The organism is Microbacterium sp. NPDC019599 (genome assembly GCF_040632175.1).
Taxonomy (GTDB): domain Bacteria; phylum Actinomycetota; class Actinomycetes; order Actinomycetales; family Microbacteriaceae; genus Microbacterium.
In genome coordinates, this window is record NZ_JBEYBL010000003.1 from 1 (window position 1) to 20,745 (window position 20,745).

Annotated in this window: 18 protein-coding genes; 10 read left to right on the forward strand and 8 right to left on the reverse strand. The window is 70.5% G+C overall.

Translation table 11 applies throughout. The features are described 5' to 3' along the window. The 7 genes from ABZ477_RS06760 to ABZ477_RS06790 form a co-directional block, all read right to left on the reverse strand. A partial coding sequence (locus ABZ477_RS06760; protein ID WP_360131061.1) for an ABC transporter substrate-binding protein occupies window positions 1-372 on the reverse strand: 372 nt, incomplete at its 3' end. A 115-nt stretch (window positions 373-487) separates the two neighbouring features. Continuing rightward, entirely contained in the window at window positions 488-1,933 is a 1,446-nt protein-coding gene (locus ABZ477_RS06765; RefSeq protein ID WP_360129861.1) for a GTP-binding protein, read from the reverse strand. A 2-nt stretch (window positions 1,934-1,935) separates the two neighbouring features. Continuing rightward, entirely contained in the window at window positions 1,936-2,856 is a 921-nt protein-coding gene (gene cysD / locus ABZ477_RS06770; RefSeq protein WP_360129864.1) for a sulfate adenylyltransferase subunit CysD, read from the reverse strand. Beyond that, window positions 2,853-3,596 carry a phosphoadenylyl-sulfate reductase gene (locus tag ABZ477_RS06775; protein WP_360129867.1) on the reverse strand — a complete coding sequence of 248 codons (744 nt, stop codon included), beginning with the start codon at window positions 3,594-3,596 and terminating at the stop codon, window positions 2,853-2,855. The genes cysD and ABZ477_RS06775 overlap by 4 nt, the downstream gene beginning before the upstream one ends. A 112-nt stretch (window positions 3,597-3,708) precedes the next feature. Beyond that, a complete protein-coding gene (locus ABZ477_RS06780) occupies window positions 3,709-5,448 on the reverse strand; it encodes a nitrite/sulfite reductase (RefSeq protein ID WP_360129870.1) in 1,740 nt (579 codons plus the stop codon). Window positions 5,449-5,760: 312 nt separating this feature from the next. Next, window positions 5,761-6,459 (reverse strand): CbiX/SirB N-terminal domain-containing protein, encoded by a 699-nt coding sequence (locus tag ABZ477_RS06785; protein WP_360129873.1) that lies wholly within the window; start codon window positions 6,457-6,459, stop codon window positions 5,761-5,763. 193 nt (window positions 6,460-6,652) lie between these two features. Beyond that, window positions 6,653-7,519, reverse strand: a complete 867-nt coding sequence (locus tag ABZ477_RS06790) for a hypothetical protein (RefSeq protein ID WP_360129876.1) — start codon at window positions 7,517-7,519, stop codon at window positions 6,653-6,655. A gap of 116 nt (window positions 7,520-7,635) precedes the next feature. Here ABZ477_RS06790 and ABZ477_RS06795 point away from each other — a divergent pair, with 116 nt between their 5' ends. The 3 genes from ABZ477_RS06795 to ABZ477_RS06805 all read left to right on the forward strand — a co-directional run bounded on the left by ABZ477_RS06795 (window position 7,636) and on the right by ABZ477_RS06805 (window position 11,738). Beyond that, a complete protein-coding gene (locus ABZ477_RS06795) occupies window positions 7,636-8,169 on the forward strand; it encodes a MarR family winged helix-turn-helix transcriptional regulator (protein WP_360129879.1) in 534 nt (177 codons plus the stop codon). A 135-nt stretch (window positions 8,170-8,304) separates the two neighbouring features. Next, complete coding sequence (locus ABZ477_RS06800; RefSeq protein WP_360129882.1) at window positions 8,305-9,993, forward strand: LamG-like jellyroll fold domain-containing protein; 1,689 nt, start codon at window positions 8,305-8,307, stop codon at window positions 9,991-9,993. A gap of 146 nt (window positions 9,994-10,139) precedes the next feature. Continuing rightward, window positions 10,140-11,738 carry a LamG-like jellyroll fold domain-containing protein gene (locus ABZ477_RS06805; RefSeq protein ID WP_360129885.1) on the forward strand — a complete coding sequence of 533 codons (1,599 nt, stop codon included), beginning with the start codon at window positions 10,140-10,142 and terminating at the stop codon, window positions 11,736-11,738. A gap of 96 nt (window positions 11,739-11,834) precedes the next feature. On the opposite strand, the gene ABZ477_RS06810 is transcribed toward ABZ477_RS06805, so the two are convergent. After that, the gene (locus ABZ477_RS06810; protein WP_360129888.1) at window positions 11,835-13,277 is read right to left on the reverse strand and encodes an MFS transporter; all 1,443 of its coding nucleotides are present in this window, start codon (window positions 13,275-13,277) and stop codon (window positions 11,835-11,837) included. A gap of 170 nt (window positions 13,278-13,447) precedes the next feature. Between ABZ477_RS06810 and ABZ477_RS06815 the strand changes: the two genes are divergently transcribed. The 7 genes from ABZ477_RS06815 to ABZ477_RS06845 all read left to right on the forward strand — a co-directional run bounded on the left by ABZ477_RS06815 (window position 13,448) and on the right by ABZ477_RS06845 (window position 20,689). Beyond that, the gene (locus tag ABZ477_RS06815; protein WP_360129891.1) at window positions 13,448-13,936 is read left to right on the forward strand and encodes a cation:proton antiporter regulatory subunit; all 489 of its coding nucleotides are present in this window, start codon (window positions 13,448-13,450) and stop codon (window positions 13,934-13,936) included. Window positions 13,937-13,941: 5 nt separating this feature from the next. After that, window positions 13,942-15,144: a cation:proton antiporter gene (locus ABZ477_RS06820; protein ID WP_360129894.1), complete on the forward strand. Its 1,203-nt coding sequence runs from the start codon at window positions 13,942-13,944 to the stop codon at window positions 15,142-15,144. A 75-nt stretch (window positions 15,145-15,219) separates the two neighbouring features. Beyond that, window positions 15,220-16,356, forward strand: coding sequence for a methyltransferase (locus ABZ477_RS06825; RefSeq protein ID WP_360129897.1), 1,137 nt, complete (start codon window positions 15,220-15,222; stop codon window positions 16,354-16,356). Window positions 16,357-16,578: 222 nt separating this feature from the next. Continuing rightward, window positions 16,579-18,447: a molecular chaperone DnaK gene (gene dnaK, locus ABZ477_RS06830; protein ID WP_360129900.1), complete on the forward strand. Its 1,869-nt coding sequence runs from the start codon at window positions 16,579-16,581 to the stop codon at window positions 18,445-18,447. Window positions 18,448-18,449: 2 nt separating this feature from the next. Continuing rightward, the gene (locus ABZ477_RS06835) at window positions 18,450-19,049 is read left to right on the forward strand and encodes a nucleotide exchange factor GrpE (RefSeq protein ID WP_360129903.1); all 600 of its coding nucleotides are present in this window, start codon (window positions 18,450-18,452) and stop codon (window positions 19,047-19,049) included. 26 nt (window positions 19,050-19,075) lie between these two features. Beyond that, complete coding sequence (locus tag ABZ477_RS06840) at window positions 19,076-20,071, forward strand: DnaJ C-terminal domain-containing protein (RefSeq protein ID WP_360129906.1); 996 nt, start codon at window positions 19,076-19,078, stop codon at window positions 20,069-20,071. A 132-nt stretch (window positions 20,072-20,203) separates the two neighbouring features. Beyond that, a complete protein-coding gene (locus tag ABZ477_RS06845) occupies window positions 20,204-20,689 on the forward strand; it encodes a MerR family transcriptional regulator (protein ID WP_360129909.1) in 486 nt (161 codons plus the stop codon). The last annotated feature ends 56 nt before the right edge of the window (window positions 20,690-20,745 follow it).

Consider the following 20,745-nt stretch of genomic DNA (forward strand, 5'->3'; position numbering starts at 1 on the left):
GGTGGTGCCGGCCAGGTCGGCGGGGCTGTCGATGCCGTCCGCGACGACGAGCGCGGCACCGCCGGTGGCGGCGCCGGCGATGATGTGCGCGGACTTTCCGCCGGACTGGATGAACGTGTTGATCGACGGGTTCGGGCCGATGTAGGTCGCGTCGATCGCGCCCGCGGTGAGCGCCTCGATGGCCGCGGGGCCGGCGTTGAACACCGAGGTCGTCACGTCGACGTCGCCGAGCGCGTCCTGGAAGAACCCCTCCTCCAGGCCGACCAGCGCCGGAGCATGCGTCACGTTCGCGAAGTAGCCGAGGCGCAACTCAGTGACCTCGCCGCCGTTCTCGGCGGAGGCCGTGCCGGCACCGGAGGCGCAGCCCGCCATCATCATCGCGACAAGTCCCAGAGTGGTGATCGTCGTTGCGGTGCGTATGGTGTTCACGGTTCGCCTCCTTCTTTCGGCGTGCAAGGGATTGTGTTGAAAGATGTTCGGGACCGGATCAGTCCCGAACGATGCCGGCGGCCAGGGTTGCGCCGTCGGACGGATGGATGACGAGGAACGAGCCGCTCGCGCGGTTCGCCTCGTAGGACTCGAGCGGCAGGTCGGACGCGAGCCGGAGCGTCGCGTGGCCGATGTCGTTCGTCTCGAGCGACTCGGCCGGCTCGTAGGCGAGCGTGTCGAGGTCGCGGCGGGCGTCGATCGTCGAGACGAGCGCCTGCACCGTCTGAGTGCCGTGCTTGACGAGCACGCGAGCGCCGGGGCGCAGCGCGCGACCGTCGAGCTGGAACAGCTCGGCCGAGACCTCGCGTCGGCCTTCCGGGAGCGTGCCTGCAGCGGCGATGACGGCGCCGCGCGCCGCGTCGACCTCGGCGGCGAGCTGGAGCGCGACCGACTGCGGCGCGTGCGCCTCGAAGGCCTCGGCACCTGCGACCTCGATGCCCGTCACGACGGTCTCGATGCCGCTCGGGAAGACCGTGACCGGGTCTCCGACCCGGATCGAGCCGGACGAGACGCGTCCCGCGAAGGCGCGGTAGTCGCGGTAGCGCTCGGTGAGGCCGGGATCGGCGGCGAGCTCCGGCGACAGCCCGCCCTGCGGGCGCAGCACGAGCTGCACGGGCAGGCGGAACTCCTCATAAGCCCGGTCGTCGAGTAGCGACGAAGGAGCGTATCGAGACGCCAGCTCCTCGGCGGCGGGCAGCTGCTCGAGCAGCTCGAGCAGCGCGGGACCGTCGTACCAGGGCGTGCGCTCGGAGCGGCTGACGATGTTGTCGCCCTCCAGCGCCGACACCGGCAGGACGTGCACGCCTGGGATGCCGAGCTCGGCCGTGACGCTGTGCACCTGCTCCGCGACCGGCGCGTACGCCTCTTCCGCGTAGCCGAGCAGGTCGATCTTGTTGACGGCGACGATGACGTGCGGGACGCGCAGGAGGGCGACGACCGCCAGGTGGCGCCGCGTCTGCTCGAGGACGCCCTTGCGTCCGTCGATCAGGACCACGACAGCATCCGCCGTCGTCGCGCCCGTGACCATGTTGCGCGTGTACTGCACGTGGCCGGGACAGTCGGCGAGGATGAAGCTGCGCGCGCCCGTCGAGAAGTAGCGGTAGGCGACGTCGATCGTGATGCCCTGCTCGCGCTCGGCGCGCAGGCCGTCGGTCAGCAGCGCGAAGTCGAACTCGCCGTGTGCGAAGCCGCGCTCCGCCGACGTGCGGGCCACCTGCTCGAGCTGGTCGGCGAGGATCGCCTTCGAGTCGTGCAGGAGCCGGCCGACGAGCGTCGACTTGCCGTCGTCGACCGAGCCGGCCGTCGCGAAGCGGAACAGCGTGCCGGCGGCGAGCGTGGGCTCGCGCGTTTCGTCTCGTCGCTGCGCTCCTCGCTCAACGACCGGAGCATCGGTCGTTGAGCGAGCGAAGCGAGACGAAACGCCCTGAGTTTCGAGAGAAGTCATGGTCAGAAGTACCCGTCCTTCTTGCGGTCCTCCATGGCGGCCTCCGAGATCCGGTCGTCGGCGCGGGTCGCCCCGCGCTCGGTGAGCGTCGTGCGGGCGACCTCCGAGACGATGGACTCCAGGTCCGCGGCATCCGACTCGACCGCGCCCGTGCAGCTCATGTCGCCCACGGTGCGGTAGCGGACGGTGCGCAGCTCGGTCTGCTCGTCGGCGCGGGGCGGCGAGAACTCGCCCACCGCGCGCCACATGCCGTCGCGGGCGAAGACCTCGCGCTCGTGCGCGAAGTACAGCGGCGGCAGCGGGATGCCCTCGCGCTCGATGTAGCGCCAGACGTCGAGCTCGGTCCAGTTCGAGATCGGGAAGGCCCGGACGTGCTGTCCGGGCGTGTGGCGTCCGTTGTAGAGGCTCCACAGCTCGGGGCGCTGATTGCGCGGATCCCACTGCCCGAACTCGTCGCGCAGCGAGATGATGCGCTCCTTGGCGCGGGCCTTGTCCTCGTCGCGGCGGGCGCCGCCGAAGACGGCGTCGTGCCTTCCCGCCGCGATCGCGTCCAGGAGGGGCAGCGTCTGCAGCGGGTTGCGCGTGCCGTCGGCGCGCTCCTGCAGGCGGCCGTCGTCGATGTAGTCCTGCACGCGGGCGACCTCGAGACGGATGCCGAGGCGCTCGACGGTCTCGTCGCGGAAGGCGATGACCTCGGGGAAGTTGTGACCCGTGTCGACGTGCAGCACGGGGAACGGGACCTTGCCGGGGAAGAACGCCTTCGTCGCCAGGTGGAGCACGACGACGGAGTCCTTGCCGCCCGAGAAGAGCAGGACGGGGCGCTCGAACTCGGCCACGACCTCGCGGATGATGTGGATCGCCTCGGCCTCGAGCAGGTCGAGCGTGCTCAGCCGGGCTGGTGCGATGGTGTCGGCGTCGGTCATTCGTGGAGCCCGCATTCCGTCTTCGAGAGCCCGGCCCAGCGGCCCGAGCGGGGGTCTTCGCCCGGCGCGACGGGCTTCGTGCACGGCTCGCAGCCGATAGAGGGGTAGCCGAAACCGACGAGGAGGTTCACCGGCGCCTTGTGGTCGGCGGCGTACTCCATGAGGTCGTCGAAGCTCCAGGAGGCGACGGGGTTCACCTTGATGAGACCGTTGCGCTCGTCCCATGTCACGAGGGGAGTGTTGGTGCGCGTCGGCGCCTCGTCCCGCCGGACGCCCGTGAACCACAGTTCGTACCCCGTGAGGGCCTCCTGCAGCGGCGCGACCTTGCGGCGCGCGCAGCACAGGCCGGGGTCGCGCTCGAAGAGCTTCGCGCCGAATTCGGCATCCTGCTCGGCGACCGTCTGCTCGGGCGTGATGTCGACGATCCGGACGTCGAGCGCGCGCTGCACCTCGTCGCGGGTCGCGTAGGTCTCGGCGAAGTGGTACCCCGTGTCGAGGAACAGCACGTCGACGCCAGGCAGCTGCTCGGCCACGAGGTGCGGCAGCGCGGCATCCGCCATCGAGCACGCGACGGCGGTCGCCTCGGGTGCGAAGTTCTCGGCGACCCAGCGCACGACCTCGGCGGGGGATGCCTCGTGGTCGGTGAGGCTGCCGAGGGCGAGGTTCGCCTCCTCGGCGAGGGCGCGCAGCTCGTCGGCCGAGCGCTTGGCGGCGATGCGGGGTGCGAGCGAGACGGTCACAGCCCCATCCCCTTTCCGCGAGTCAGCAGTGGGGCTCCGAGACAGCGGCCGGCCATTGCAGTCTCGGCGCTCCGATGCAGTCTCGCGACGACGGGGGTACGGGAGGAGTCGCTCATTGCAGCTGCTCCTCCTCGGCGCGGTGCGCCCATTCGGCGAAGGTCTCGTCGGACGCGGCATCCCGGTCCGCGAGGAATCGCGTCACGACCCGCTCGACGTAGTCGGCGATCCCGTCCGCGGCGACCTTGAGGCCGCGGACGGTGCGGCCGAGGCCGGCCTCGTCGCGGTCCTGCGACGCGAGCCCGCCGCCGAGGTGCACCTGGTAGCCGGGAACCTGCTCGCCGTCGATCGTGACGAGCTGGCCCTTCAGGCCGATGTCGGCCGTCTGGATGCGCGCGCAGGAGTTGGGGCAGCCGTTGACATGCAGGGCGATGGGATGCGGGAGGTCGAACTGCTCGAGACGCTTCTCGAGGTCGAGGACCGCGGCGGTCGCGTAGGCCTTCGTCTCGACGATCGCGAGCTTGCAGAACTCGATGCCCGTGCACGCGATCGTCCCGCGGCGGATGAGGCTCGGACGGGCCTGGAGGCCGAGCTCGTCGAGACCCGCGACGAGCGACTCGACGCGGTCTTCGGGGATGTCGAGGATGACGATCTTCTGGTGCGGCGTCGTGCGCAGCCGCGTCGAGCCGTGCGCCTCGATGAGGTCGGCGAGCTTCGCGAGGTTCGGGCCCGAGACGCGCCCCACGATGGGCGTCGCGCCGACGTAGAAGCGGCCGTCCTTCTGCTTGTGGACGCCGACGTGGTCGCCTGCCGTCTTGGGCTTGGGAGCCGCGGGGCCGTCCGGGAGGGTGTACCCGAGGTACTCGTCCTGCAGCACCTGGCGGAACTTCTCGGCGCCCCACTCGGCGACGAGGAACTTCAGGCGCGCCTTGTTGCGCAGCCGCCGGTAGCCGTAGTCGCGGAAGATCTGCGTGACGCCGTGCCAGACATCCGCCACCCGCTCGGGAGAGACGAAGACGCCGAGGCGCACCGCGAGCGCGGGAGTCGTCGACAGACCACCGCCGACCCACAGGTCGTAGCCGATGCCGAGCTCGGGGTGCGCGACGGCCACGAAGGCGACGTCGTTGATCTCGTGCACGACGTCCTGGCTGGGGTGGCCGGTGATCGCGGACTTGAACTTGCGGGGCAGATTCGCGAGCGACTCGTCGCCGATGAACCTCGACGTGATCTCGTCGATCTGCGGCGTGGGGTCGATGAGCTCGTCGGCCGAGATCCCGGCGACGGGCGAGCCGAGGATGACGCGCGGAACGTCGCCGCACGCCTCGGTCGTCTGCAGCCCGACCGCCTCGAGGCGGCGCCAGATCTCGGGGATGTCCTCGACGCTGATCCAGTGCAGCTGGATGTTCTGCCGGTCGGTGAGATCGGCGGTGTCCCGGCCGAACTCCGTCGAGATGCCCGCGACGACCCGGAGCTGCTCGGTCGTGAGCTGCCCGCCGTCGATGCGGACGCGGAGCATGAAGTACTCGTCCTCGAGCTCCTCGGGGGTCAGGGTGGCCGTGCGGCCGCCGTCGATCCCGGGCTTGCGCTGCGTGTAGAGGCCCCACACGCGGAACCGGCCGTGCAGGTCGGTCGGGTCGATCGAGGCGAAGCCGCCCTTGGCGTAGGTGTTCTCGATGCGCTCGCGGACGCTCAGGCCGTTGTCGACCTGCTTCCACTCCTCGTTGCCGTTGAGCGGGGTGCTGCCGTCGATCTTCCACTGCCCGTTGGGCCGGGACGACGGTCGGGGCGGCCGGGCGCGGGCGCCTTCGGGGCGCGCCGCTCCGCTGCGCGGAGTGTCGGTCTCGCTGATGCTCACGGTTGGCCTCCGGGTCACCCCGGGGCATGCCCCGGGCGCAGACTCTAGCGAGTCCACTCCCGTGAGGTTAGGAGCGCCCGGGTCGATGACCTATCCGCGCGTCAAGAGGCGTTAAGTTGCGTAACCCTGCGTCACACAGTTTGCGCCGGGCCGGTTGTTTCCGACGGAGCCGGGGAACACGGACCCTGAGGTGTGCGCCGGGCTCGGGCGTTTCGTCTCGCTTCGCTCGCTCAACGACCGGACATCCCACCCCGGTCGTTGAGCGAGGGAGCGAAGCGACCGAGACGAAACGCCTCGAGCCCGCTCAACGCGTCAGGACGGCACCGCGGCGAGATACCGGTCCACGACGAGGTCGACGAGCGCCGTTGCGGGCTCGTCATCATCCAGCAGCGGTCGCGCGACCGGCGCTTCATGGGCCAGGCGCACGGCGAGGTCGTGGAAGAAGCCGGGCGCCAGCAGGTAGTTCGCGACGATGATCCGACCGGATGCTGCTCCCCGCGCCGTCGCGACGGCCTCGCCGAGGCGGGGGTCGGCGGCGGCGAGGAACCCGACGGAGATCTCGCGGCCGAGCTGGTCGCCGAGCATGCGGGCGATCGTGCGGCAGTCCTCGTTGGCGCGATCGTCGCTGGACCCCGCGACCGCGAGGACGATCTCATCCTCGGCGGCGGGGGCAAGCGGCTCGAGCCGCGCCGCCAACGCCTCGACGAGCCGTCCGTCCGGTCCGAGGGCGGGCGCGATGACGACGCCGTCGCGACCCGCCGACTGCTGCGCGAGGTCGACGCGCACGTGATAGCCCGCCGACAGCAGGAGCGGCACGATGACGACCGGCTGCTCCTCGGGAAGAGCGTGCAGGGATGCCGCGACATCCGGCTGCTGCACGTCGACGTGGCCGAGCCGCACCGCGGTCTCGGGCAGCCGCGCTGCGACCGCGTCGACGAGCGCGGCGACTGCCGCCTGCCCCTCGGGGGATGAGGTGCCGTGCGAGATCGCGAGGAGTGCGGGCTGCAGCATCCGTCCATTCTCCCCCGAGGCTCGCGCGTTTCGTCTCGCTCCGCTCGCTCAACGACCGGCAGGCGAGAGCCTCGGTCGTTGAGCGAGGGAGCGAAGCGACCGAGACGAAACGCGCGAGCGCAGCGCACAGGCGGGACCAGGACTGGAAGGCGGTCCCGCCGGCCGAAGCCGATGGGACCGCCCGAGGTGCACGTCAGTCGCGCTCGGCGTTGCCGCGCGCGTAGCCCGCGTCGAAGCCGCGCTCGTACGCGTGCTGCGACTCGTGGTCGTGACCGTGTCCGTGTCCGCGGTGGTGCCGGCGGTGGGCGTGCTCGCCGTGACCGCCGGGCCACTCGTCGCGCGCGTGCTGGCACCCGTGCCCGTGGCCGTGCCCGGCACCGTGCCAGGGCGCGAAGCCGTGCTCGTGCGCGTAGCCGTGCCACTCGCTGTGCTCGCCGTGGCCCGGCCCAAAGCCGTGGCCCGGCCCGAAGCCGTGGCCCGGCCCGAACCCCGGACGGAACCCGGGGCCGAATCCAGGCCGGAAGCCCGGCTCGAATCCGGCACCGAACCCGCGGCCCTGCCCGAACTCGCGTCCCGGCCGGAAGCCGCGACCGAAGCCCCAGCCCGCGCGTGAGTCGTCCTCGGTCCAGCCGAGCTCGCGCGCGATCGCCTCGAGCGAGGCCATCGTGGTCGCGTACTCCTCCGGGGCTACGGCGCCGGAGACGCGGGCGCGGATCGCGGCCACGGTGCCGGCGAGACGCTCCTTGGCTGCGCGGCCCTCGTCCGTGAGGCTCCAGGTGCCGTCGCCGGACTGGTCGACCCAGCCCCGGCGCTCGAGGCCCGCGAGGCGCTTGCCCTTGCGGACGATGCGCTGGGCGCGCTCGGGGACGTCGACGTCGCCGGCGACCGCGTTCAGCAGCATCCAGTCACGTCGGGTGACTCCCTCGTCGGCGAGTGCGGTCGCGAACTCACGCGTGAGGAGGGCGTCGACCGCGCGCAGCCAGAAGCCCAGCGGGCGGCGGTCGGTCGGGGTGGCGCCTTCTGTCCCGGCGCCGGGGATCTCGTCATCGATGTGATCCATGAGAAGTCCTTTCGTGGCCGTCGGCTCGTGACCGACGAGATTACATGTCGAAGTGCATGTACATGCAGTGTGACATGTAATCCAGAAGCATGTCAAGTCACATGTAAATTGGGAGCATGAGCTCACCGGATCCCGTCGAGGCGATCGCTGCCGCGCTCGCACGGCTTCGAGGACGACGGATGCCGCCCCCGCCGTGGGACGGACCGCCGCATCGGCACGGTCACGGTCACGGCGATCCCGGCTGGATGCACGACCATGGCGGTCATCGCGGAGGGCCGTTCGGGCCGCCACCGTGGGCAGGGGGCGGCCGCTTCGGCGGTCCCGCGCGCCTGCGGCTGCTCGAGGCGCTGGCCTCGGCATCCGGACCGCTGTCCGTGAGCGAGCTCGGCGAGGCGGTCGGCGTGGATCAGCCGCGCGCGTCGCGGCTCGTCCAGCAGGCCGTCGAGATGGGTCTCGTCCGTCGCGAGGCCGACCCCGACGACGCCCGGCGGACGCGCATCGCGCTGACCGAGCAGGGACGCTCGATCGTCACGGGCTTCCGGGGCGAGCGGCGGGATGCTGTCGGCTCCGCGCTCGCCGCGTTCTCCGACGACGAGCGCGCCGAGCTCGCGCGACTGCTGACGAAGCTCGCCGACGCCTGGCCTCGCTGAGTCCCGGCGACCGCGGCTTCCAGCTCGGTGGCGGTGGTGCTCTCCGAATCGCGCCGGATAGGATTCCGGCCCTAGCGAGTGACAGCCCGGAGCTTCACGCGGGACACCACCTGCGACCCGGGAAGGGCCCACGAGATGAACTCGGCTTCGCTCCCCTCGCCTCACCAGTTCACACGACGCCAAGCACTCCTGGCCGGCGCCAGGTCGGCGCTCGCCGCGGGGGCGGTCCTCGTGGGCGTCCCGTCGTACGCGCACGCGGCGCCCGGAGCGCGCCCGGGAACGAGGCATCCGTGGGCTCTCGCCGCGGAGCCGGCCTCGGTCCCGGCCCCGATCGCCCGCTGGGACTTCGCCGCCTCGACTGCGCCGTTCGCGGCATCGACGCCCGGAATCGCTGCGCTGGTGCAGGGGCCGGGGTCATCGGCCGTGAAAGTGTCGACCCCGTTCGGCGGCGGCGTCCGGTTCAACGGCACGACCGACTATCTGCGGATCCCCGCCGCACAGGTGGGGGGCCTCAACGTCGGCGCATCCACGAACGCCGTCACCGTCGCGGCATGGGTCTACAGCACCGACACGAACACAGCGCTGATCGCCGGGTGCTGGCATGAGACGTCGGCGGGGGGAGGGCGCCGCTCCTACGCGCTCTTCAACGACCTGCCCACCTACGGTGGAGACGACCGGGTGTGCCTCCATGTCTCACGGACGGGCGGCATCACCCCGGGCTACCCGCATTCCATCCACTACGCCGCTGACGGCCGAGGTCTCGCACGCGGCGTGTGGCAGCTCCACGTCGGCACCTACGACGGCGCGCGAGCGATCGCCTACCTGAACGGCACGGCGACCTCCTTCGCCTCGTTCACCGACAAGACCGGCGCAAGCTACTCGAAGAACCCCTACGTCTTCGGGGACGGGATCAACCCGACGGCCGGCGACTTCCTCGTGGGAGCCAGCCTGCGCGATGGCTCGGCCATCAACTTCCATCGCGGCGAGATCGCGCGCCTGCGCGTGTGGAACCGAGCCTTGACCGCCGCTGAGGTGTGGGAACTGTATGACTCCGAGCGCGCAGCGCTCGAGATGCCGACGCCCGTCGCAAGCTGGAGCTTCAGCGAGGCAGCGCCGCCGTACGCGTCCTCGGTCCCCGGGTCGCCGTCCCTGCGTCAGGGCCCGGGTTCGACATCCCGCCGCGTGTCGACTCCCTTCGGGGGCGGGGTCGAGTTCAACGGAAGCAACGACTACCTGCGGATCCCCGAGAACGAGATCGGGCGACTCAACGTGGGCGCGACGACGAACGCCGTCACGGTCGCGGCCTGGGTCTACAGCACCGATGCGGATCGGGCGAACATCGCGGGCTGCTGGCAGGAATCGCGATCCGATCCCTGCCGCTCCTACGCCCTGTTCAACGACCTGCCGGTGTACGGCGGGGACGACATGGTCTGCATGGAGGTCTCGAAGCTGGGCGACGCGACCCCGGGCTATCCGTACTCGATCGACTACGCAGCCGAGCCGCGGAGGCTGACTCGCGGAGTGTGGCAGTTCTACACCGGCACCTACGACGGCTCTCAGGCGATCGCCTACCTGAACGGCGCATGGACGTCCTATCCGACCTACACCGACAACCAGGGCGCGACCTACGCGAAGAACCCGTACCAGTACCCGGACGGACTGAACGCGACGCCGGTCGAGTTCATCGTGGGCGCGGTCATCCGCGACTCCCAGATCATCAACCAGCACAAGGGGCGGATCGCCGGGCTGCGGGTGTGGGATGTCGCGCTCACGCCGGCTCAGATCCGCTCGCTCTATGAGGGCGAACGAGTCGCCCTGGGTTGAGGCCATCACCGCGCAACATCGACTGATCGCTCGGAAAGGCGGCCGACGTGAACGCTCCTCGGTCTCTGCGGAATCAAGCCCTGGTCAGCCGGCGAGATGCCCTTCTCCTGGGCGCGTCCTCCGCGGCAATCGCGGTCGGCGGCGTCGTGGCGGGGCCCGCCCCGTACGCGCGCGCAGCCGTCAGCCCCCGGCTGCCCGGCGAGCAGGGCCGGCAGAACAATCTCGTGACTCGATATGGCGGGACCGTCTTCGATCACATCCGGGTCTCGATCGCCGGCGACCAGGCGAGGCTGTTCGTGCCGCAGGGGATCGTCCCGGGCGCATCCGGGGTTCCGGTCCTCTGGCTCTACCACGCCTCGGGCGGCAGTCATGACGCCCTGATCAGCGGATTCCGGGATATCGGTGAACGAGCCGTCGACCTCGGGATGATCGCGATCTGCCAGAACCTGGGCGGAACGCTGTACACCAGCGATGCCGCCCGCACCCACCAGATGAACGGCTGGAGCTATCTCTCGGGGATCTACGGGATCGATCGCAACATCCTTCGCGCGACGTCCCACGGCGGTGCGTTGGCGACCGAGGTGCTCGTCAGCGCTCTCATGCCGAGTGTCGTCGGCGCATACGTCGTCAACGGCGTGTATGACGTCGTGGACCTCTTCAGGCACGGCACCCCGTCGCAGCAGGAGGCGGTCGGGCAGGCCTACGGCTACGACATGGAGCTCATGGCGGCGCGCAATCCGGCGCGCCACCCGGGAGCTGCGTGGATCGGCAGGCGCATCCGCGTGGTGTACTCGCAGCCCGACTCGTCCGATGCTGCAGTGCCGCCACCGGCGCATGCCAAGGCACTCCTCGCGACTGCCGGGCCGTACGCGACCGAGGCTTCTGCGCGCACGCATGCCGCCGGGCACACGACCCCGAGTTTCGCGGACCCCGACGCGCAGGCGACCTTCACCCGCTGGATGGACCAGGCGAGCCGCTCGGAGCAGCCGACCGCGCCACGGCTGGTCGCACAGTGGGACTTCGCCGAGTCGGCCGCGCCATTCGCGTCGACCGTCTCGGGCGTGGCCGCTCTCGCACAGGGCCCGGGCTCGGCCGCCCGCCCAGTCGCGACTTCCTTCGGCGCGGGCGTGCAGTTCGACGGAGTCAAGGACCACCTCCGCATCGCGCGCGATCAGCTCGGTCCCCTTAACATCGGGGCGACGACCGGCGCAGTGACGATCGCAGCGTGGGTCTGCAGCACAGACGCCAACAGCGCCATGATCGCGGGATGCTGGCAGGAGTCCACATCGGGCGGCGACCGCGCGTACGCGCTCTTCAACGATCTGCCGACGTACGGCGGCGACGACCGCGTGTGCATGAACGTCTCGAAGACCGGCGGTGCGACCGCCGGTTACCCGAGCTCCCGCGACTACGCGGCAGACCCGCGCCGGATATCGCGAGGCAGCTGGCAGTTGCACGTCGGGACGTACGACGGCGCGCACGCCATCGCCTATCTAAACGGCACCGCCCAGCCCTACCCGAGCTACACCGACAGCGCGGGCGCCACCTACAGCAAGAACCCCTACGCCTTCACGGCCGGCATCAACCCCGCACCGAGCGATTTCGTGGTCGGCGCCAGCCTTCGCAACGGTGCACCGCTCAACCTGCACGCGGGAGTCATCGCGAGGCTTCGCGTCTGGAACGGCGCTCTGACGGCCGCGAATGTCCTCGCGCTGTACGAAGCCGAGAAGTCGGCTCTCAACTGAGCTCCCCGCGCTCAGCAGCATGCCGAGCCGGCGCGGCTTCTGACGGATCGAGAAGGGCTTGACGCACGACCGAGCGCGCCGCGGGTCTGCCCGGGGTCAGACCCGCTGGTGCTTGGGCAGCTTCACCAGAAGCAGCAGCACGAGCCCTGCGGCGAGCACGATGACGATGCCCAGGATGCCGAAATGCGTCGCGCCGAACCACCCGATGAAGCTGGCCCACAGCAGCGGTGACAAGAAGCTCATGACGCGGCCCGTCGTGGCGTAGAGGCCGAAGATCTCACCCTGCATGCCCGCCGGTGTCAGCCGGGCCAGGAGCGCACGGCTCGACGCCTGGGCGGGACCCACAGCGGCGGAGAGGATGATCCCGCCGATCCAGAAGATGAGCTTCCCGTCCTCGCGGAAGAAGAACACGAAGAGGGCGCTCGCGATGAGGACCGACAGCGCGGCGACGATGACGGCCCGCGCGCCGAAGCGGTCGTCGAGCCAGCCCGCCGCGATGGTCGAGACGCCCGCCACGAGGTTCAGCGCGATGCCGAAGAGGATGACTTCGGTCGCGGAGAAGCCGAACGAGACGGCGGCGAGCACGCCGCCGAACGCGAAGACGCCCGCCAGGCCGTCGCGGTAGACGGCGCTCGCGATGAGGAACCAGAACGTGGGGCGGTGCTCGCGGTACAGGTCCGCGATGTCCTTGACGAGGATCACGTACGAGCGGAAGAACGGCACACGCTCGCGGTCGTCGCGGGCGGGCGACTCGGGGACGTTGAAGACGAACGGCAGCGCGAAGACGACCGTCCACACGGCCGCACCCACCGCGATGAGGCGGTATGCGAGGCCGTCCGAGACGTCCAGGCCGAACCAGTCGAGCTGGTTGAGCACGACGACGATGACGAGCGCGAGGATGCCTCCGATGTAGCCGAGGCCCCAGCCGAGGCCGCTCACGCGCCCGATCGTGCGCGGGGTCGAGACCTGGACGAGCATCGCGTTGTAGTTGACGCCGGCGATCTCCGACACGATCGACCCGAGGGCGACGATGATCGCGCCGTACCAGAAGAAGGCGGGCTCCGCGTACACGAAGAAGAGCGCGAACTGCAGGAGCGCCAGGACCGCCGTCGCCCCCACGACCCACTTCTTCTTGGCGCCGACGGCGTCGGCCCGCTGACCCAGCACGGGTGCGAGCAGCAGGATCAGGATGCCGGCGGCGAATGTGACCCAGCCGTACCACTCCGACAGATCCGACAGGCCCTGGCAGTACTCGGTCGCCGCGTCGGCACCCCGTGAGCAGACGAGCTCTCCGTCGGCGTTCTGCGCCGCTATCTCGGCGGGCAGGAAGCTGTCGGAGATGAGGTACAGCGAGACGAAGACGAACGTCAGGATGACGGAGTTGAACGGCTGCGTCGCCCAGTCCCACAGCGCCCACGAGAAGACCTGGCGCCGCGGGACGGGCGTGTCGTCGAGGTCGGTGGTGCGGATCTCGCCCACGGACAGGACGGGCTCGTGGATGCTCGGGTGCTCGGGTTCCTCGGGTTCGGATGAGCTCATGTCGGCCACGGTATGGTCCTCCGGTGAACGCCGGGTGCCGCCGGCGCGTGCACAGCGCCATCGCGATGCAGGCCCACCCTAGTCGGCGCTGCGCCGCGCCCGCGCGAGACCCTCCGCGGCCCTGGTCCTGGCGGCCACTCACGGGGCCGTCCCGGTGCCATGATGGGCGTATGCCAGCCCATGTGGAACGGGCCGAGCTGCCCGGAATCGGCGTTCGGCACGACATAAACACGGAGGCGGGCCGACGTCTCTCGGTCATCAACTTCCGCGACGGCAGCCGCGAGCTCGCGATCTCGGACGAGGACGATCCCGACCGCGCCGAGGAGACGGTCGCGCTGACGGATGACGAGGCCACCGCCCTCTCGGAGGTTCTCGGCGGATCGCTCATCCTGACCCAGATGGCGGGGCTGCGCGACCAGCTCGCGGGCCTGTTCATGGAGCAGGTCCCGGTCCGCGCCGATTCCCCCTATGTCGGGCGGCCCCTCGGCGACACGAAGGCCAGGACGCTCACCCGCTGCTCGATCGTCGCGATCGTACGCGACGACGGGGTGCTCCCCTCGCCGTCGCCCGATGACGTCTTCAGCGCCGGCGACTCGCTCGTCGTCGTCGGCACGCGCGAGGGCCTCGACAAGCTCGTCCGCATCATCAACGGGAGCTGATCCCGATGGACGACGGCGCCCTCGTCCTCATCGAAATCGGCGCGCTCCTGTTCGGCATCGGACTGCTCGCGCGGCTCGCCGCGCGCCTGGGCATCTCGCCGATCCCGTTCATCCTGATCGGCGGACTCGCCTTCGGCGAGGGCGGCATCCTGCCGATCACGCAGGGCGGCGAGTTCATCGAGATCGGCGCCGAGATCGGCGTCATCCTGCTTCTCCTGCTGCTGGGCATCGAATACAGCCCGGACGAACTGGTGGGGAGCCTCCGCCGTTCCCGCATGACGGGACTGATCGACATGCTCCTCAATGCCGTGCCGGGTGCGATCCTCGCGCTCGCGCTCGGCTGGGGACCGGTGGGCGCCGTGGCCCTGGCCGGGATCACGTGGGTCACGTCGTCCGGCATCGCCGCCAAGATGCTCCACGACCTGGGGCGCCTCACCAACCGCGAGACGCCGGTCGTCCTCTCGATCGTCGTCATCGAGGATCTCGCGATGGCGTTCTACCTCCCGGTCCTCACGGCGCTGCTCGTGCGCATGGACCTGGGCGGCGGGACCCTGAGCGTCCTGATCGCGCTCGCCGTCGTATCCGTCATCCTGTTCGTCGCGCTCCGCCACAGCGCCACGGTGTCCAGGCTCGTGTGGTCCAAGAGCGCCGAGGTGCTCCTGCTGTCGGTGCTGGGCCTCGCGCTCCTCGTCGCCGGCCTGGCCGTTCAGGCGCACGTCTCGGCTGCGGTCGGGGCGTTCCTCGTGGGCATCGCGATCTCCGGGCCCGTCGCCGAGCACGCCGAGCGCGTGCTCACGCCGCTGCGAGACCTCTTCGCCTCGGTGTTCTTCCTCTTCTTCGGACTCTCGACAGATCCGCGCGAACTCGTCCCGATGCTGATCCCGGCCGTCGGGCTCGCGCTCGTCACGATGGCGACGAAGGTCCTGACGGGTTATCTCGCGGCGCGCAGCGCGGGGATCGGCGAGGCGGGACGCTGGCGCGCAGGTTTCGCGATCACGCCGCGGGGCGAGTTCTCCATCGTCATCGCGGGCCTGGCCGTCGCCGGAGGACTGGACCGGTCCCTCGCGGCTCTCGCGACCGCCTACGTCCTCATCACTATCGTCGCGGGGCCGCTCGTCTCGCGGATCCCGGACACCAAGCGGTTCGCGAGGTGGGCCAAGCGCGTCCAGGCGGATCGTCGGGCACGGGTCGCCGCGGCCTCCTCCTGACCGGCGCAGGCGCGCAGCGCTCGGAAGTCCCACCCAAGCCCCGTGCCACCAGCATCGCGGCCGTACCGTGGAGTGGTGGACTTCGATCTCGGCGCGCTGTCGCGGCAGCCCGATGTGGCGGCGCCCGAGCTGTTCGCGTCCGACGCCGCCGACCGGCTCCTTCTCGACGAGGCCGCCGGTGCGCTGTCCGCCGCGGCGCCGGGCGCCGTCGTCGTGATCGGCGACGGCTACGGGGCGCTCACGCTCGGTGCCGTCGCACGGCACGGGGCGCACAGCATCCGGGTGCACCAGGACGCGCTGTCGGGCGAGCGCGCGCTCGCCGCGAACGCCGAGCGGCTCGGCATCCCGCCGACGTGGACGCACCATGACCTCGACGCCGACCTGACACGGAATGCCGAGGTCGTCCTCGTGCGGCTGCCGCGGTCGCTCGACGCGCTGAGCGACATCTGCCAGACGATCGCGCGGCACTGCGCGCCGGGCGTCCGGGTGTTCGCCGCGGGCATGGTCAAGCACATGGCCGTGTCGATGAACGACGTGCTGCGCGGGAGCTTCGGCCGGCTCGACGTGACGCGGGCGCGGCAGAAGGCACGGGCCCTCATCGCGGCCGAGCCGCTCCCCGCCGTCGAGGTGAGCTGGCCCAGGCGGGAGACGGATGCCGAGACCGGCCTCGTCGTCGTGGCCCGCGGCGCCGCCTTCGCGGGGACGACGGTCGACATCGGGACGCGCCTCCTGCTCGAGCACCTGGATGCCGCTCCCCGCGTCGACGAGGCGATCGACCTCGGCTGCGGCACAGGCGTCATCGCGACGTGGCTCGCGCGCCAACGGCCCGGCCTCCACGTCGTCGCGACGGACCAGTCCGCCGCCGCTGTCGCCTCCGCGCGCGCGACCGCTGCCGCGAACGGGGTCGGGGAACAGGTCGAGGTGGTCAGGGACGACGCGCTCTCCGCCCGAGCCGACGGCAGCGCCGGGCTCATCGTGCTCAACCCGCCCTTCCACATCGGGCACGTCGTGCACCGCGGGATCGCACTCAAGCTCTTCGCGGACGCGGGTCGGGTGCTCGCGCCCGGCGGCGAGCTCTGGACCGTGTGGAACTCCCACCTGCGCTACCGCCCCGACCTCGATCGCCTGGTCGGCCCGACGCGCCAGATCGCGCGGAACAGCACCTTCACCGTCACCGCATCGACGCGGTCGGCAGATCCCCACGGTCGTTGAGCGAGCGAGGCGGGACGAAACTCCCCGGACGCAGCGTCGCGCGCGGGAGCGCTACTGCATTCGCTGAAAAGTTGATATGAGTCGACTCAACTCCATTTGACGCGATCCGCACCCCCGGATACGCTTGAGTCATCGCGGCTCAACCCTCGGTTGGGCGCGAGTGGACTTCGGCAAGACCCTGGGGCGCAGCATCCGCTCGCCCCGCATGAAGGAGAGAAACACATGGCACGTGCTGTTGGAATCGACCTCGGTACGACCAACTCGGTCGTGAGCGTCCTGGAGGGCGGTGAGCCCAAGGTCATCGCGAACGCCGAGGGGTTCCGCACGACCCCGTCGGTCGTCGCCTTCACGAAGGACGGCGAGGTGCTCGTCGGCGAGACCGCCAAGCGCCAGGCCGTCACGAACGTCGACCGCACAGTCTCGTCCGTCAAGCGCCACATGGGTACGGACTGGAACTTCGGCGTCGACGGCAAGAAGTGGACGCCGCAGGAGATCTCGGCCCGTATCCTCCAGAAGCTCAAGCGCGACGCCGAGCAGTACCTCGGCGACACCGTGACGGATGCCGTCATCACGGTGCCCGCGTACTTCAACGACGCCGAGCGTCAGGCGACGAAGGAGGCCGGCGAGATCTCCGGCCTCAACGTCCTGCGCATCATCAACGAGCCCACGGCCGCCGCGCTCGCGTACGGTCTGGACAAGGGCAAGGAGGACGAGCTCATCCTCGTCTTCGACCTCGGTGGCGGAACGTTCGACGTCTCGCTCCTCGAGGTGGGCAAGGACGACGACTTCTCGACGATCCAGGTCCGCGCGACCGCGGGTGACAACCGCCTCGGCGGCGATGACTGGGATCAGCGTGTCGTCGACTACCTCATCAAGCAGTTCAAGGACCAGACCGGCGTCGACGTCTCGGGCGACAAGATCGCGCTGCAGCGCCTCAAGGAGGCCGCTGAGCAGGCGAAGAAGGAGCTCTCGTCGTCGACCTCGACGAGCATCAACCTGCCCTACCTGTCGCTGACCGAGAACGGCCCCGTGTCGCTCAGCGAGACCCTCACGCGCGCCAAGTTCGAGGACCTCACGAAGGACCTCCTCGACCGCACGAAGAAGCCGTTCGAGGACGTCATCCGCGAGGCGAACATCAAGGTCGCCGACATCGACCACGTCGTGCTCGTCGGCGGCTCGACCCGCATGCCCGCCGTCTCGGAGCTCGTCAAGCGCGAGGCCGGCAAGGAGCCCAACAAGGGCGTGAACCCGGACGAGGTCGTCGCCGTCGGCGCCGCCCTGCAGGCCGGTGTCCTCAAGGGCGAGCGCAAGGACGTCCTCCTCATCGACGTGACCCCCCTGAGCCTCGGCATCGAGACCAAGGGCGGCATCATGACGAAGCTCATCGAGCGCAACACCGCCATCCCGACCAAGCGGAGCGAGACCTTCACGACCGCCGACGACAACCAGCCGTCGGTCGCGATCCAGGTCTTCCAGGGCGAGCGCGACTTCACGCGCGACAACAAGCCGCTGGGCACGTTCGAGCTGACCGGCATCGCGCCGGCGCCGCGCGGCATCCCGCAGATCGAGGTCACCTTCGACATCGACGCGAACGGCATCGTGCACGTCTCGGCCAAGGACAAGGGCACGGGCAAGGAGCAGTCGATGACGATCACGGGCGGCTCGTCGCTGCCCAAGGACGACATCGAGCGCATGGTCCGCGAGGCCGAGGAGCACGCCGCCGAGGACAAGAAGCGTCGCGAGGCCGCCGAGGTGCGCAACCAGGCCGAGACGCTCGCGTACTCGATCGACAAGCTCATCAAGGACAACGACGACAAGCTGCCGGCGGACGTGAAGTCCGACGTGCAGGCCGACGTCGACGCCCTCAAGGCGGCGCTCGCAGGCGACGACGACGACGCGGTCAAGGCCGCGTTCGACAAGCTCAACGCGTCGCAGGGCAAGATCGGCGAGGCGATCTACGCGTCGTCGCAGGCTTCGCAGACGGGTCCGGATGCCTCGGCCGCCGGCGACGAGGGCGAGCAGCCGTCGCAGGCCCCCGACGAGGACGTCGTCGACGCCGAGGTCGTGGACGAGGAAGACGAGAAGAAGTAACCATGACGGACAAGGACTTCGAAGAGAACGAGGTCCCCGGCGAGGAGGGGTCGGCGGCTGAGGCCGCCGGCCCCGCTCCGCAGGAGGGGACGGATGCCGAGAACGGCGAGGAGCTGACGGTCGACGACATCCTCGGCACGCAGCAGAACGCCGACGCGGCAGCGGAGGACGCGAAGATCGCCGACCTCGAGTCGGCGCTCCTGAACGACCTCAAGCGCCTGCAGGCGGAGTACGCGAACTACCGCCGCCGCACCGAGGAGCAGCGCGAGCGCGAGATCGAGCGCGCGAAGGGCGAGGTGGCCAAGGGCCTCCTCCCCGTGCTCGACGACCTCGACCGCGCCGCCAAGCACGGCGATCTCGAGGAGGGCACGCCCTTCGCGCAGATCGCCGAGAAGCTGCGGTCCGTGGCCGAGCGCATCGGCGTGTCGGCGTACGGCGAGGCGGGCGAGGTGTTCGACCCGCAGCAGCACGAGGCGATCTTCCAGGCGCCCACCCCGGGCGTCGAAGTGCCGACGGTGCTCGAGGTCGTCGAGGTCGGCTACCGCCTCGGCTCGGTCGAGCTGCGGCCCGCCAAGGTCGTCGTCGCCGTCCCGGCGGAGTGACGGCCTGACGCCCGAGAGGAACATGCATGGCGAGCCAGGACTGGTTGGACAAGGACTTCTACAAGGTCCTCGGCGTCTCGAAGGACATCGGTGACGCCGACCTGAAGAAGACGTACCGCAAGCTCGCGCGCACGTATCACCCGGATTCGAACCAGGGCGATGCGGCAGCCGAGGCGAAGTTCAAGGAGATCAGCGAGGCCTACTCGGTGCTCTCCGACCCCGAGCAGCGCAAGGAGTACGACCAGATCCGCGCGATGGGCGCGGGCGGTGCGCGCTTCACGGCCGGCGGGCAGGGTGCGGGCGGCTTCGAGGACGTCTTCTCCATGTTCGGGCAGGGCCGCGGGACCCGCTCCCAGTCGACGGCCGACTTCGACGACATCTTCCGGATGTTCAACGAGCAGCAGGGCGGAAGTTTCGGCTCGGGCCGCTTCGGCCAGCCGACGGGCGGGTTCCGCGGCTACGGCGGACCGACGCGCGGCGCGGACGTCACGGCGCGCACGACGATCGACTTCCTCACGGCGACGCGGGGCGAGACGATCACGCTGCAGGGCGAGGACGGCAAGCCGTTCAAGGTCAAGATCCCCGCGGGGGTCTCGGACGGCCAGAAGATCCGCCTGCGCGGACGTGGCCGCCCGTCGCCGGACGGCGGCGAGCACGGCGACATCGTCGTGGCGGTCACGGTGCGCCCGCATCCCGTCTTCACGCGGGAGGGGCTGAACCTGCGCGTCACCGTGCCGATCACCTTCACGGAGGCGGTGCTCGGCGCGACGATCGAGGTGCCGACGCTCGGCGGCGAGCCGGTCAAGCTCCGCGTCGCGCCCGGTACCCCGTCCGGTCGCGTCCTGCGCGTCAAGGGCCGCGGTGTCGAGACCGCGAAGGGTACGGGCGACCTGCTCGCCGAGGTCCAGGTCGCGGTGCCGTCGCATCTCGACGACGCCGCCCGCGAAGCGCTCGAGCGGTTCCAGGCCCTCGAGCCGAAGGAGAACCCGCGCGGCGACCTCATGGCCAAGGCCAGGGGCTAGGAAAGGAGCGTTCGTTGAGCGAGCGAAGCGAGACGAAACGTCCCGGACCGACGATTCTTCGACGGCTCGAGGCGTTTCGGCTCGGTCGCTTCGCTCCCTCGCTCAACGACCGGTGAGCAGGAGGTGAGCGGAGTGGCTGAGCAGCACGACATCGACGAGGACGCCCCGATCTTCGCGATCGCGATCGCCGCGGAGCTGTCCGGGATGCATCCCCAGACGCTGCGGCAGTACGACCGCCTCGGGCTCGTTGTCCCGGCCCGGACCCAGGGCGGCTCGCGGCGCTACTCGCTGCGCCACGTCCAGCAGCTCCGCGAAGTGGCCCGCATGTCGTCCGACGGCATGGGGCTTCCCGCGATCGCCCGCATCCTCGAGCTCGAGGACCGCGTCCGCGAGCTGCACGTGCGCGTCCGCGACCTCGAGGAGCGCATGCGCACCGAACTCGCCCGCCGGCCGGGCGCCCGCGTCTTCGCCGCCGGTGCGACGGGTGCCGTCGTGACGCTGCGGTCCGGCACGCGCATCCGGCGCGCGACAGAGGTCGTCCTTTGGCAGCCGCGACGCGGACTCGAGCAGCCCGAGACGGATGCTGCTCCCACCGAGGACGCGCCGCCCGAGCCCTGACGCCTCGGCCCCGTTCGCGAGAGGGCAGACATGCGCGTTCGACACGGCGTGTCGCG